The organism is Nocardia sp. NPDC020380, from assembly GCF_044386975.1.
Taxonomy (GTDB): Bacteria; Actinomycetota; Actinomycetes; order Mycobacteriales; family Mycobacteriaceae; genus Nocardia.
On the sequence record NZ_JBIRVQ010000002.1, the window covers coordinates 24,383 to 37,918 of the forward strand.

General features: G+C 69.3%; 15 protein-coding genes, 1 tRNA gene and 1 riboswitch. Of the genes, 4 read left to right on the plus strand and 12 right to left on the minus strand.

The features are described from left to right. The first annotated feature begins 36 nt into the window (after positions 1-36). Complete coding sequence (locus ACH438_RS03595) at positions 37-828, plus strand: hypothetical protein (RefSeq protein WP_397000822.1); 792 nt, start codon at positions 37-39, stop codon at positions 826-828. Between the two features lie 70 nt (positions 829-898). Here ACH438_RS03595 and ACH438_RS03600 read toward each other — a convergent pair whose 3' ends face one another. From ACH438_RS03600 to ACH438_RS03645, 10 genes are all read right to left on the minus strand, one after another. Further along, positions 899-1,594 carry a DedA family protein gene (locus ACH438_RS03600; RefSeq protein ID WP_397000824.1) on the minus strand — a complete coding sequence of 232 codons (696 nt, stop codon included), beginning with the start codon at positions 1,592-1,594 and terminating at the stop codon, positions 899-901. Between the two features lie 262 nt (positions 1,595-1,856). Beyond that, a complete protein-coding gene (locus ACH438_RS03605) occupies positions 1,857-3,026 on the minus strand; it encodes a hypothetical protein (RefSeq protein ID WP_397000826.1) in 1,170 nt (389 codons plus the stop codon). 79 nt (positions 3,027-3,105) lie between these two features. Then, positions 3,106-3,438: a hypothetical protein gene (locus ACH438_RS03610; protein ID WP_397000828.1), complete on the minus strand. Its 333-nt coding sequence runs from the start codon at positions 3,436-3,438 to the stop codon at positions 3,106-3,108. Between the two features lie 168 nt (positions 3,439-3,606). Then, a tRNA-Gly gene (locus tag ACH438_RS03615) sits at positions 3,607-3,681 on the minus strand. Between the two features lie 106 nt (positions 3,682-3,787). Further along, complete coding sequence (locus ACH438_RS03620; RefSeq protein WP_397000830.1) at positions 3,788-4,588, minus strand: hypothetical protein; 801 nt, start codon at positions 4,586-4,588, stop codon at positions 3,788-3,790. Continuing rightward, complete coding sequence (locus tag ACH438_RS03625; RefSeq protein WP_397000832.1) at positions 4,585-6,237, minus strand: cutinase family protein; 1,653 nt, start codon at positions 6,235-6,237, stop codon at positions 4,585-4,587. Before ACH438_RS03625 ends, ACH438_RS03620 begins: the two co-directional genes overlap by 4 nt. A gap of 75 nt (positions 6,238-6,312) precedes the next feature. Then, complete coding sequence (locus ACH438_RS03630) at positions 6,313-7,128, minus strand: hypothetical protein (RefSeq protein WP_397000834.1); 816 nt, start codon at positions 7,126-7,128, stop codon at positions 6,313-6,315. Beyond that, the gene (locus ACH438_RS03635; RefSeq protein WP_397000836.1) at positions 7,125-7,985 is read right to left on the minus strand and encodes a hypothetical protein; all 861 of its coding nucleotides are present in this window, start codon (positions 7,983-7,985) and stop codon (positions 7,125-7,127) included. The genes ACH438_RS03630 and ACH438_RS03635 overlap by 4 nt, the downstream gene beginning before the upstream one ends. 3 nt (positions 7,986-7,988) lie before the next feature. Beyond that, entirely contained in the window at positions 7,989-8,780 is a 792-nt protein-coding gene (locus tag ACH438_RS03640) for a hypothetical protein (protein WP_397000838.1), read from the minus strand. 22 nt (positions 8,781-8,802) lie between these two features. Further along, a complete protein-coding gene (locus ACH438_RS03645; protein ID WP_397000840.1) occupies positions 8,803-9,939 on the minus strand; it encodes a hypothetical protein in 1,137 nt (378 codons plus the stop codon). 223 nt (positions 9,940-10,162) lie between these two features. Between ACH438_RS03645 and ACH438_RS03650 the strand changes: the two genes are divergently transcribed. Next, positions 10,163-10,795 carry a hypothetical protein gene (locus ACH438_RS03650; RefSeq protein WP_397000842.1) on the plus strand — a complete coding sequence of 211 codons (633 nt, stop codon included), beginning with the start codon at positions 10,163-10,165 and terminating at the stop codon, positions 10,793-10,795. A 3-nt stretch (positions 10,796-10,798) separates the two neighbouring features. On the opposite strand, the gene ACH438_RS03655 is transcribed toward ACH438_RS03650, so the two are convergent. Together ACH438_RS03655 and ACH438_RS03660 are read right to left on the minus strand one after the other, a co-directional pair. After that, on the minus strand, positions 10,799-11,113 hold the full coding sequence (locus ACH438_RS03655) for a DMT family transporter (protein WP_397000844.1): 315 nt from the start codon (positions 11,111-11,113) through the stop codon (positions 10,799-10,801). A 7-nt stretch (positions 11,114-11,120) separates the two neighbouring features. Beyond that, positions 11,121-11,186: riboswitch (guanidine-III (ykkC-III) riboswitch) on the minus strand. Between the two features lie 65 nt (positions 11,187-11,251). Beyond that, positions 11,252-11,647 (minus strand): nitroreductase/quinone reductase family protein, encoded by a 396-nt coding sequence (locus ACH438_RS03660; RefSeq protein ID WP_397000846.1) that lies wholly within the window; start codon positions 11,645-11,647, stop codon positions 11,252-11,254. Positions 11,648-11,685: 38 nt separating this feature from the next. Between ACH438_RS03660 and ACH438_RS03665 the strand changes: the two genes are divergently transcribed. Both ACH438_RS03665 and ACH438_RS03670 read left to right on the plus strand, forming a co-directional pair. Beyond that, positions 11,686-12,948, plus strand: coding sequence for an MFS transporter (locus ACH438_RS03665; protein ID WP_397000848.1), 1,263 nt, complete (start codon positions 11,686-11,688; stop codon positions 12,946-12,948). Beyond that, the gene (locus tag ACH438_RS03670; RefSeq protein WP_397000850.1) at positions 12,938-13,534 is read left to right on the plus strand and encodes a TetR family transcriptional regulator; all 597 of its coding nucleotides are present in this window, start codon (positions 12,938-12,940) and stop codon (positions 13,532-13,534) included. The genes ACH438_RS03665 and ACH438_RS03670 overlap by 11 nt, the downstream gene beginning before the upstream one ends. Positions 13,535-13,536 lie beyond the last annotated feature (2 nt).

Consider the following 13,536-nt stretch of genomic DNA (forward strand, 5'->3'; position numbering starts at 1 on the left):
CCCGGCTGTACGGACTGCCGGTGGGATGTACAGCGCATGAAATTCTGGCTACGCGGACGGCTGCTGGCGGCCGGTGCGGACGATGCCGGAGTCGACGTGGCGGTCGGTACGGAAATCCCGGATCTGCTGTGGCGCAAGGGAGATCGGCTGGTCGCCATCGAGGTGTCCAGTGCGCCACCGGAGTTGGCCGAGGCCAGGCAGCGCACCGGTATCCTGAAGAGCGGCGGGTGCAGCGAAGTGCTGTGGCTCTGCCCGCCGGGTTTCTGGACGGCACAGCTGCCCGCGCTGGGCATCGACGACTTCGCGGCCGAGGGCTCCGAATACCGGATCGTGGGCGGCCTGCTGGTCACCGGGCCCGGCGGTGTCGTCGTACCCCGGCACAGCGGCTGCGATCTGCGGGAATTCATGACCGCCTGGGTCGCGGAGGAGCTGTCCTACGGCTACCGCGACGAGCACACGGGAGGATGGGCGACGGTGACCGACTGGGAACGGCACACCCGCACGCAAGCGGCCGTCATCGCACGGCAGCGTCAGGAACTGCAGAATCAGCGGTCCGCACTCGCCGTGGCCCGCAAGGCCACCCGCGACAAGACCAAACAACTCATGCGCCTCAACCACCGCCTGGAACGCGCCGAGGTGGCCTCGCAGCAGCAGGCCGACGACCTCGCCCAGGCGCGACGCCGCATCGCCGACCACAACCGGGTGGACGCGACTCTCCGGATGACCGTGTCCTCCCAGAAGTCCGCGCTCACCCACTGGCAGTTGATCACCTGGTTCGCCGTGCTGATCATCATCACGTTCGTCGCCGCCGGGGTGTTCCTGAAGTAGCCCGGCCCGGACAGCAAACCGGCCCGCCTCCACTGGAGGCGGGCCGGTTCGTGTCGCGTGCGGCCTCGCGTCACACCGTGATCAGGCCGACCCGGGCCGATTCGCCATTCGGCACAGCCGGTTCGGCATTCGGCACACCTGCCGCATTGCCGGCCGAAGTCGTCGTGGTGTCCGGCAGGGTCGCGGCGTGGTCCGCCACGGTCGCGGTATCGTCCGGTGCGGTCATGGCCCGCCCGTGGCGATGCAGCAGCGGCCGCGCGGCCAGCGCGAGCACCACGGCCACGAGCAGCGAAATCCCGAGCCCCGCGAGCGGATTGCCGGTGATGCTGCTGCCGAGGTAGCCGAGCATGGTCGCGTAGCAGGCCCACAGCATCGACCCGATCAGCGAGACCGGCGTGAACCGCCGCAGCTTCCAGCGCAGCGTCCCCGCGAGCACCGCACCCGCACTGCCGCCGGCGGGCAGCCACCGCGCCCCGATGAATATCGGAGCCCCCCACCGCCTGGTCCGATCGAGCAGCCAGTTCGTCACCGTGCGCGTCGACCGTCCCCGCGAGAGCCACCCCAGGATCCGGTGCCCACCCCAGCGTCCCCCGGCATACAGCAGATGATCAGAAACCGAGCACCCCAGCCCGCCCACCAGAATCACGGTGACCGGCGAAACATGCGTGAAGGCGGCCAGCGCCCCCAACCCGACCAGTGTCGGCTCCGTCGGCGTCACCGGCAGAACGGCAGCCACGAATGCGGTGATCAGCGCTGCAAGGCCCATGCTTCATAGCCTGACCGGTAACCCTGGCAACCCCCTGCGAGCCAGGTGTGGCAGTCATTGGGACGACGCCAGGAGTTGATGCGCGGCGCGGCAGCAGATCCAGTGCCCAGGCCGGAGACCACAGCATGCGAGCCAGGAGGATCAGCGCGCGAGGCCGGCAGGCCGCACGCGGTCCGAAAGGCAGGGCGCGAGTCCGAAAGGCGCGGCGCGAGGCTCCAGTCCAGTGCACCTGGCGGAAAGGCCAGGGTCCGACGCGAAGGGCTCAGCGGGTGAGGCGGAAAGGGCCGCGGTCCCAGCGCCAGTTGTTGCGTAGTACGAGGGCGGATAGGTCCAGTAGTTCGAGGCCGGTGGTGGTGCGGAGGGTGCGGAGTTCGTCCCAGCCGAGGGGGCCGGTGGACAGGCGGTTCCGGAGGGCGTGTTCCTGGTGTGAATCGACTTGCCGGGTAAGGAGATCCGCTACGCCCAGGCGACTGCCGGTCCAGACCAGCCAGCCCCAGTTGCGGGCGTGGGCGTGGGCGCGGCCGGCGGCGGCGCGGGCGCGCTGGGCGTGGAATGCGGTGTGGGCCAGGGGGATCACGTCGATGAGGGCCACCCGGTCGTCGGTGAAGCGGACGGCGACGGTGGGGTAGTGCAGGCGTTCGGAGCCGTCGATCTCGTAGGTGAGGGCGGCGGGAAGTTCCCTGAACGATTCGACCCGTTCGCTGCCGTCGAGGAGACGGAAGAGGCGGGCCTGCAGGCCGGTGGCGAAAGTTACTTCGCGGCCCAGCTTTTCGGAGAACATGGAGCCGCGGCTGTCATCGTCGATATCGGCGGGCCGTGTGGAGATCAGGGGCAGGTCCTCGGGGGTGCCGTCGGCCCATTCCACGCGCCGCAGCCAGGGATTCCACACGTCGGCGGGGACGTCCTCGGGGTGCAGTGGCGGGAGCAGATGCCAGCGGCCCTTCTGCTGCCAGCCGGCGATGCGCTGGAAGACGAAGCCCGCCATGCGTTTTGCGTCCTGCAGGTCGTGACCGGCCAGCCGCAGTTTGAGATACGCCCAGTCCTGCGCGGCGATATCGCTGTCGGTGGCATAGGTTTCGGCGAGCAGGGTGCGCACCAGCCGCTCGTCGCCCCACCCGATGGGGTAGCGCTCGGCGAACACGCCCGTGTCCGGCTGCCCGGTGGCCTGCGCCTGCCGCACGGCGAGGCCGACGGCGCGGGTATAGAGCTGGCGGGCCCGGTCCCGGGAGACGCCGAAGCGCACGCCGAGCATGGTCAGCGTTTCGGGGCTCTCACCGTCGAGGCCGAGCCGGCAGGTGAGCAGTTCCCCGTCGCGCGGCCGTTCGGTGGCGGCGTCGGCGGCCATGGCGGCCAGCACCTCGTTGACGTCCTCCAGCCCGAAGGACACGCTGTCGGCCGGGTCGTCACCGAGCCCGGTGTGCGTGGTGCTCATATCGCTCGTCGTCAAGGCGGCCCCTACCGTCTTCGCCAGTCTGTTCGACGAGCGTAACGGGGCGCACCGACAAAAAGCGTCAGCCGATCACCGCGTTCATGATCGTGCCCGCACTGGTGGCGATGATGCCGCCGATCATGGCGCCCGCCACCATTTTCGGTGAGGCCAGGCCGCTGCCCGACCACTTCTCCCAGGCGAACCGGCCACCGGCGTAGGTGATGGCGAGGACGCCGGACAGCAGGACGAACCACGTGAAGTAGCGGACCAGCTTCAGCAGCTTGTCGGCCACCGGCGGGGTCTCCGGGGTGGGGTTGCTGATCTGTGCGAGCACCTGGTTGCCGAGTCCGGCGGCTCCCGGGTTGCCGTAATGCGTGAGCACAGTGTCGTGGAAGGCGCTGAGCATGATCGTCACCACATGAAGGTACCGTCAATTCGGCCCGGGATGCTGACGAATGTGTGTGAGATCTACTGTGCGCGAGGATCTTTCACAGGGTCTTTGATGCCCGGTCGGTCGGTATTGTCGCACTGATCCCGATATGGCGAAACCCCGAGTCGCATAATGGCGAACTCGGGGCTTCGATGGAGCGGATGACGGGATTTGAACCCGCGACCCTCACCTTGGCAAGGTGATGCGCTACCACTGCGCTACATCCGCGAACCGCTGCCGGGGCGTTTCCGTCCCTTCTGCGTGCGAGAGAGAACATTAGCCCACATCCCGCGGAAGTTCCAAAACGACTGGCCAACGGCGTTTCGAGGAGGGTTCAGCGCGGTTTGCTGCCGTCCGGCACCGGCACGATCGCCGAGATGAGCGTGCGGTCCCCGTTCCTGGTGGTGATGACCAGTTGCGGAGTCCAGGTGCGCCGCGTCGCGTCCGGGTGGGTCTCGGTGACGATCATGATGTGCTGCCCGTCGAAGGGCCCCGGCATGATCTGCACGCAGTAGGTGGTGCCCGCCGGAATGCTGTCGATCCCGGCCTGGATCTGCTCGGCGGTCGGCGCGGCGGCGTCGGCCGAGTACATCTCGTGCACGGCCCTGCCGGAACGATCCACGTAGTACCGGTTCTGCAGTGCCAGAATCGCATCCGGCCCGGACCCGAAGCCGCCGGGACCATTGCCGCGGACGTTCCCGTCCCGTGTCTCATTGGGGCATAAGTCCGGATTGCCCGCCGCCGCCGGTTGATCCGTGGTGGCGGGCGCTCCCGTCGTCACGGGCGCCGCCGCAACCGAGGGCGGGACGGCCAGCGGCTGCCGCGGCCCCGCACCGGACCCGGCCAGCTTGGCGATCTGCACCCCGACCGCCGCCGTGACAGCGAGCACGGCCAGGACCGCCAGCAATGGCACCAGCCAATGATTCGGCAGGCCGCGTCCGCGCTGATTTCCCGGATTTCCGCGCTGATTTCCTGGACTCTGCTGCGGCGGATCGTCCTCGTAGTAGTCGTCCTCGTCGTAGAACTCCTCGACGGCCGGTCGCGCCGCCGCCCGCTGGACCCGAGGTGGCGCGATCCAATCCGACCAAGTGCCGCTGTAGACCTCCGGATCGAAATCGGGTGTCGTGGCACTCATCGCGAGGCCTCCGGATCGATGGCCGGTACGGAGGTCACCGTCGGCGCCGCGGTCGGTTCCACACCGAACAGCGGCGGCACGGTCGTCGCCGGGGCCGTGCTGGAAGGGTCTGCGCCGAGCGGGAATTGGCTGTTCGACGGGCCGGTGGTGGGGACCGTCGAGCTGGGTGCTGCGAAATCCATGCCCACCGGCGGCTTGTCACTACCACCCTTCGGCGTGCCGCCCGGCGTGCTCGCGCCCGAGAGATCGTGTGCCAGCGCCGCGAACCAGGAGCCGGCGTATTGGGTCGGGCTGTTGCCGAATTCGGCGCCTTGCGCCTTCGTGTAGTCGTGCTTCTGCGCCGTGTTCCAGTATTTGACCCAGTTGCTGATATCGAGCATGTCCTTGTTGTCGGTGACGTTCTGGGTCAGCGCGCTGAACGCCGAGGTGACCAGCCGGCTGATGGTGGTCGGCGGCACCAGATCCGCGACGGCGCCCACCAGCTTGGTGCCGAACACCGCCAGTCCGGCCAGCGGATTCGCCAGTCCCGCGGTCGCGATCTCGGCGATATTGGTCGGCGTCAGAATGTTCTTCACCACGGCCACCACGGAATTGATGGCGATGGTGCCGATCTTCAGCAGCGCCTGGAACGCGCCGGGCATATCGACCGGCGAGTTCGGGTCGGCGGCGTCGGCGATCCGCTGCGAAATGGATTCCTGCGGTTCGTAGTCCGCGTCGGTGAGGCTGGTGCCCTGCACATCGTTGTTCACCACAGTGGTGACGGTCTTGATGGAGGTGTAGGCGAGGGCGTCGGCAATGGATTTCAGGGAGGCGATCGGATCGCCGCCCGACAGTTCCACCTGGCTCGCGATATTGGCGACGGTCCGTACCAGGGGTGCGCTGTTGGGTGCGTCGCAGGCGAGATCACCGTCGGTGCAGAAGCTGGCGACCCGTCCGACGAGCTGACCGAAATCGGTTGTCGCACCGGGTTGCAGGCCGATCCCGGAGCCGTTCACCGGTTGCGCGGGGGCGGGTGGCAGCGCCGCGACCGCGGTCCCGGGGGTGTCGGGTGCGGGGTCGGGGGTGGTCTTACCGGATGCGCCCGGGAACACCGAGGCCCCGGCCATGCGCGTGGGATCGCCGAACAGCGCCACGGCGGCGATCCGATCGGGCGGCACCGCGCCCTGCCCGGCGCCTTCCTCCTGCGCGAACAGTGAAGCGACATGCGCGCCTTGCGAATAACCGGCGATCGCCAGCCGCGTGTTCTGGCAGCGGTCGGTGACCTGTTTCGCCATGGACCGCAGGCGGACCAGGCCCTGGCTGATGGATTGCGAGTACGGCGTCTTGTCGATCTCCGTCGCCCCGCCGAAGGATGCCTCGTACGGTACGTAGGCGCGGTCGACGAGTCCGGGATCGCCCGCCTCGTTCATCATGGGCCGGAAAACCGTGGACAGCATGCCGGTATCGGTGGTGACGGCCGCGTCCGGCGAGGATTCCCCGGTGCCCTGGATACCGAGTGCGAACAGGGCCGGGCAGGAGGTGATGGGCACTTGGGTGCCGGGCGGGTCGGCGCCGGCCCCGCCCGCGACGGCCACCGTGACGGCGCAGGCGGCCGCGGTGATCAGCGCCGAGTTCCGAATCGCTGCCTTGGTCAGCGGTTTCCGACCCATGGCGGTGTCCTTTCCCGCACGGGTGGCGGCTCGACACTGCCCTCGGGCCCGGCCACCGGTGCGCGCCTTTTCAGGTCATGGACTGGCTTTTCCCGCGCCTCGATGCGCGTTTTCGGTGATCCGCGCCCCCGCACTGCGGGCGGCGGTGAGGATCTGCTCGGCCAAGAGCCGAACCGGTTGCGGTGGAGTGCGGGTGGGGTCCCCGTCGTGCAGCGGTGTGCTGTCGACGGCGGGCGTCCATTCCGCCAGTTCGTGCGGTTCGTAGGAGCGCCACTGCTCCAGCCAGCCCAGCCGCCAGGTGCGGGCGCCGAGCTCGAAGGCCAGCCCCTCGGCCTCGTCGCGGCGCTCGGCGACCGGAATCGGCAGTGGGCGTGCGACATCGGCCACGGTCACCACGCCGACTACCAAACTGCCCGCGGGCGTGGCGTGCTGCCGATGCGCGATGAGCGCGCGCTGCAGCGCATTGAGGCCGCGCATGTTGGTGCGGGCCACCAGCACCACCAGCGGTGAATCCATATCCGCCGCAAGGCCGATCCGGGCGGGCCACCGTTGCCCGGCATCCCCGGCCCAGCTCAGGCTGGCCGCGAGACTGCTGACCCCGGCGCCGCCGTGCACGCCCACCAGCCACACCAGCGGCGGGCGCGGCGGGCTGTTCGGCACGGCCCTATGCCACATGGGCACGGGCGGTACGGCGGTCGGTAGTGGTTGCGGTTCCGGCTCGGCGCGAGACGCGGCGGGCAGGTACCCCGGATCCGGTTCGAACCGCGCGGCAGCGACGGCCTGCCGGTAATCCGGTTCCGGGCGTGCGTGTTTCGGGCCGGACCGTCTTTCTCCGGCGGGCTCCGGTTCGGGCTCGGGTGTGGTGAGAGGTCTCTCGTCGAGGGCGGTCATCGCAGGGCCGCCAGCAGCGCGAGGTAGGCGTCGCGGGTTCCGGCGGTGAGCCGATGCCAGGAGACGAGGCCGCCGCCCGCGAGATGAATATCGAACGGCACGGTCACCACGGCCCGCACCCACGACCCCAGATGGGTGCGCACATGCCCGGCTACGGTCGCCGCCGAACCCGGCACCTGCTCGGTGAGCACGATGACGGCATCGCCGACCACGAATTCGCTGAAGTTCTCCTCCAGCCAGTGCAGCGCGGGCTGCAGCCGATTGACGGCGTCCGGCCGCGCCGCGACCGTGAGCACCAGCCCCACCCGCGGATCGGCCAGCAGCGGAGCGGCCAGCCTGCTGGTCACCGGCGCGCCCGCATCGAAAACCGCGAGCAGTCCGGCGTTTTCGAGGTTCCGGGCGATCGAGATCAGGGATTCCCGGCGCGGCAGCGGGTCCGGGCTGCGCGGCAGCACTCGTACACCGGTGGAGGTCTGGCCCGCGCACGCGCCCACCGCGGAGGCGAGTTCGGGATGCGGGCTTTTCAGCCAGCGTTGCAGGGTGCCGACGGGTTCGGCGGCATCGCAGCCGCGTAATGCGAGGTCACCGCCGCCGAGGGTGGCGTCGACCGCGACCGGCCACACCTCGCCCTCGCTGTCGACGGCCGCGGCGGCCGCCAATCCGAGGGCGGTGGTCGAGGCGCCCGAGGATCCGGATCCGCCGAGTACCAGCACCGACGGCACCGCCGCCCGCACCAGCCGGCCCTGTCCGCCGCGCAAGGGCACGGTGTCGGTGGGGGCGCCGGCGGGTGCGGGCTGGGTCAGTTCGGCGGGTGCGCCGGCGGTGGCGTCCCGGATCAGGGCCTCGACGTCGACCATGGCTCACTGCCCTCCGGCGACGATGGAGGTGATGCGCACCTGCCCGTCCCGTGCGGTGGTGGCGATGGTGTTCTGCCATGAGTTCTGCGAGCCGTCGGGGTGTTTCTCGTCGACGGTCACGTTCCAGCGGTCGGGCATGAGCGGGGTGATGGTCACGCAGTGCTTGGTGCCGCTGGGGATGGCCGAAATGGCGTCGCGGGTGGCCTGTTCCGGTGCGGCCTGCGCGTCCTGGGTGAGGGTGGCGCGCACCGCGACCGGATCCCGCAGCACGTACCAGGCGTATTCGAGATGCAGGATGATGCCCGGTCCCGAGGTGACATCGCCACTGCCGGAACCGCTCACCAGCTGCGGGCTGCTCTTCTCCTGGCACCAGGCGGCCAGACCGGGCTGCTGCGCGACCGGCGCGGGCAGCGAATTGGTGGTCGGCGCGGTCTGCGGGCCGGAGTGCCCGGCGCCGACCTCCACCAACGTCACGATCACCCCGACCAGCACCACGATCGCCGCTGCCGCCGCGGCCAGCGCCCGATTCCGTACCGTCCGCTGCCGTTTCGTCTGCGCGGCCCGCCGCCGCGCCTCCTCCATGAGGATCGCCATCGGATCCTCGGCGAAAAGCTCCTCCGCCGTAGCCCGCCGCGCCCGCTGCTGCTCCGACTCGATCGCAGGCGCATGATCCTCGGAAAGCCACTGCGCCCAACCGGGACCCGCATCCGGTTCACCCCGGACCCCGCCCTCGTACCCCGGTGGCAGTGCCGGCATGGCCGGTCGCACCGCCGTATCATCTCCGCGTTCGATCACGGCGTCACCCGTTCCGTCGTGGTCAGGCGCCCGGCAGCGCCGGCTGTAGCGCCGCCAGCACCGACTCGGGCGTCAACGCCGGCATCTGCGAAACCGCATCCCGCAACGAATTCACCGTCGCATCAACGTTCCGCACCACCTGATCCACCGGCTGCATCGCGGGCTGCACCTGCTGCGCTACGGGCTGCACCTGCTGCTGGATTTGCGCCACCTGCTGCTGCACGGTTTGCGAAACCTGATCGATTGTCGCGCTCACCTGCTGCGCAACCGGCGCGATTGCCGCGGGCAGTGGCGGCAGCATGGATGCGGCGTTCGCCGGGGCGGGCGCGGAATCCGGCTGTGCCACAGGCGCTGCGGTGTCGATGAGGGGTGGGATCGATGCGGGTGGTTGTGGATTGTTCTGTGGTGATGCGAATCCGCCCCATGCGCCGCCGAAGATCGCTCCAGCGGTTGCCCCGGTGAGCACACCGGGTACGCCGCCGACGGCAGCGCCGACAGCGCAACCGATAACGCCACCGGCGACCGCGCCGACCGGAGCACCGACGCCGCCGGTCGGGATGGCACCGATGGCCGCGCCTGCGAGGGCGCCGATCGCGCCGCCGGTTGCGCAGCCGCCGGCAACACCGATCGCCGCCAGCGTCGGGGCGCCGACCGTGCCGCCGAGAATGCCACCTGCCAGGGTCGATGCGGCCCGGCGATCGGCTTCGTCTCGGGATAGCCCGATTCCGTCATATGCGGCCGCGAGTTGCCATTCGGCCATGTCGACGTATGCCTGTGCCTTGTCGCGGCTCTTGGCATCGACCCAGTCCGGCAGCTCGACGGCATTCGTTCCGAGCCGGAGTTTGTGCGGGTCGGCCGGCATGACGTCCGGTGCGTTCGCGGCGGGTTCCGATTGCGGGGTGTCGGGCTGAATGACGTTGTCGGGCTGGGTTTGTTGTTTGGGGCGGGGGCGAGCGGGTGGGGCGATGGGTGGGTCGGGGATCCAGTCCGAGGGGCTGGGGGCGGTGTTCACGGGGGGTTGGGGGGCGGTGCTGAGGCCCGGTTGGCCTTCGCCGGGGACGGCGAGTCCGGGTTGTCCGGGTGCGGCCGCGGCTATTCCCTGTCCGGTGACGAGCATGACCGGCAGGACGGATAGCGCGATGGAGGTTCGTCTACTCATTCCCATTCCCAATCCCCGAACGGACAGTGGGCCCGCGTGTGCCCGGCCCCCTGCCGGCCGCGGCATCCCACGCCGCCGGCCGACCCCATCCGCACGTGGTCCATCGAATGTGTAAGCGATGACCCATGATTGACCCCACCAGCGTGCGATGATCATGTTGCGGCCCTGATACTACCTGGATCACCGCCTCCCACAACCGCATACGGGACAGTTGGGACGAAATATGCTAAGTGGCAATCCCGCGGCGCGAATTCTGGTGGCGCTCGCCGCCGCGTGCACCCTGACCGCCTGCGGTGGCGCGGAACCGGCGACCGCACCGGCCACCAGCACCCCACCGGACCCGTCCCGCCCCCCTGCGGATCTGCATTGGGAAACCTACGAAGGTGTCCGGCTACCGATCGGCGACCACGACGGCCCGTCCAATCTCGGCACCACCGCCACCGGCTATTCGCACAGCCCGCAGGGTGCGGCCCTGGCCGCCATCAATCACAGCACCCGCCTGTCGCTGGCGCCGGACGGTGAATGGCCGCAGCTGGCGGCCGAATCCCTCATCCCCGGCCCGAGCAAGGACGCCTGGGTGCTGGCGCGCGCCCAGATTTCGATCACCGCGCCGATCGACCAGAAGGTCGCCCCGCAGATCGCCGGATACAAGGTCACCTCGTACCGGCCCGACCGCACGGATCTGACCGTGTACAGCACTTATTCGGACAAGAGCATCACGGCGAGCCCGGAAACCGTCATGTGGGCCTCGGGTGATTGGCGGCTCCTCCTCCCGGACCCTGCCGCCAAAATCCGCACCGTGCAATCGGTCCCGGTCATCCCGCCCGATGCCGTCAAGTTCGACACCGCCAAATAGCGGTCAGTGCACCAGCTTCAACCCGACCACGCAGGCGACGATCCCGCCCAGGAACAGCATCTTCAGCAGGCTCGCGGACTCACCGCCGGTGGCCATGGAGTAGACGACGGTCAGCACCGCCCCGATCCCGACCCATACCGCGTACGAGGTGCCGATCGGCAATTCGCGCATGGCATAGGCCAATCCGGCCATGCTCGCCAGCAGTGCGACACCGAAGACGACGGTCGGTCCCAGCCGCGAGAATCCCTCGGATTTACCGAGGGCGGTGGCCCATACGGATTCGAGAACGCCGGACAGCACGAGAATCAGCCAAGACATGACAACCTCCGAGGCCGTCTTGTCGCGCGCCGGGTACGGCTCCCTCGTCCGGTGCCCCAGAGCGGGGCTCCCTCCACAATGGCAAATTTCCAGTCACCGGGGCAAATTCCCCGCTGGTGATCTCTGCCTCCACCTGCCTCAGTGGTCGAGATCGACGCGCACGGTCAGCAGTTCGGTCCCCACCAGTCGCACCGCCGCGCTGTTGGCTCGCGGCAATGACCGCAACCGCTCGCGCGCATCGTCCTCGGGCAGCAGATGTGCGGTCCCGTCGTGCCACACCCCGCGCAACCGGACCCGCACCCGATCGTTCGCCTGAATATTGCGCACGTACTGCGATTTCTCCCCGAACTCGGAGACGAGCCAGAACTGGTTCCCCACCCGCCGGCCCCCGATCGGCGTGACCCGCGGCTCCCCGCTCACCCGCCCGGTCGTCTCCAGCAACTGCTGTGCCGGCAACCGCCCGAGGATCGGATTCCCCACCCGCCGTTGGAATGTCGTGACCATCCGGAACTGGATATCGCGCAGTGTCGCCATGCCCAGATCCTAGGGCTGATTCGGCCCGCGGTTCGGGCTTGCGCCTCGCGCCGTCGCCCGGATGGTTCCTGTTCGCGCGGCTGCTCATGGGATTGGCCGGGGCGGGAATCACGGTGATGGCGCTGTCGGCGCTGACGGTCCTGTTCGACGAGGACGAGCGGCCGAAGGCGGTCGGGGTGTTCCAGGCGGCGAACTTTCTCGCGCTGCCCTTGGGACCGATTCTCGGCGGGTGGATGCTGTCGCATTTCTGGTGGGGCTGGATGTTCCTGCTCAACGTGCCCGTCGTGCTCCTGGGCCTCGCGGTCGGCGGGGTGCTGGTGCCCGAATCGCGTTCCGAGCAGCGCCCGGGCATGGATCCGATCGGCACGGCCGCGTCGATGATCGGATTGGTCGCGGTGACATACGGTCTGGTCAAGGCGGGGGAGGACGGCTGGTCGGATGCGGCGGCGGTCGCGTGCATGATCGCGGGAGTCGTCGTCCTGGCCGGATTCTTCGTCTGGGAGCGTAGCGTCGCCCGTCGCGGTGGCGCCCCGCTCATTCCGCCGGTGTTGTTCCGGTCCAAGGCTTTTGCCTCGGGCGCGGCGCTGGCCGGGCTGGCCGGGCTGGGCATGATCGGCTTGCTGTTCACCATGCCGCAGTACTTCCAGGCGGTGCACGGCCTGGATGCGCTGGGTTCGGGGCTGCGGTTGCTGCCGCTGGTCGCCGGCCTGCTCATCGGCGCGCTGCCCGCAGCCTGGCTGACCCGCGCGATCGGCTCGAAACTCACTGTGGCACTGGGCTTCACCTTGCTGGCCTCCGGGGCGGGTCTCGGCGCGACCACCCAGACCTCGTCGAGTACCGCTTTCGGGGCGGTGTGGATGGCGATCCTGTGCGCCGGTACCGGAATGGCGCTCAGCGCAGCCACTTCCGCGGCCATCACCACGCTCTCGGTCGAGCGCAGCGGTATCGGTTCCGCGGTGGTGCAGGCGTTCAACAAGACCGGCGGTCCGGTCGGAACCGCCGTCATGGGCAGCATTCTCGCGGCGGGCTATCAGCGTCACCTGGACCTGTCCGCGCTGCCGCCAGGGGCGGGAGCCGAAGCGCGCAAGAGTGTCTACGGTGGCATGGCCGTGGCGCAGAACCTGGGATCGCCCTCGTTCGGCAGGTCGGTCCAGGATGCGCTCGTCTATGGGCTCGATATCTCGATGCTGGCGGCCGCCGGTATCGCGGTCGCGGGTGTCGTGCTGACCCTGCTCTTCCTGCCGGGCCTGCGGACATACCCTGATCCCGACCGTCCGAAGGAGCCCGCCCATGTCGGCTGATGCCGCGAAACCCGGTTTGCGCGAACGCAAGAAGGCCCGCACCCGCGCCGCCATCCAGGCCCATGCCCTGGAGTTGTTCCTGAAGCAGGGGTACGAGGCCACCAAGATCGAGCAGATCATCGAAGCGGCCGAGATCTCCGAGAGCACCTTCTTCCGGTACTTCCCCACCAAGGAAGACCTTGTGCTGCAGGACGAGTACGACCCGCAACTCGTCGAGGGCCTGCGCGCGCAGCCGGCGGATGTCCCCCCGATCACGGCCATGCGCAGGGTCGTCGCCGAAGTGTTCGGGGGCATGTCGGAGCGGGAGCGCGCCGAGCAACGCGAACGGATCGATCTCGTCCTGTCGGTTCCCGCCCTGCGCGCGACCATGCTCGATCAGCTGATGCAGGGCACCCGGCTGCTCGCGGTCCCGCTCGCCGAGCGCACCGGCCGCAACCCCGGCGATTTCGCGGTGCGGGTGATCGCCGGCGCGATCATCGGCGCGCTGACCACGGTCCTGATCGAACTGGCCGACAACCCCGACGCCGACCTCGTCGGCCTGATGGACGAGGCCATGGCCCACCTGGAGTCCGGCCTCGAATTATGAAT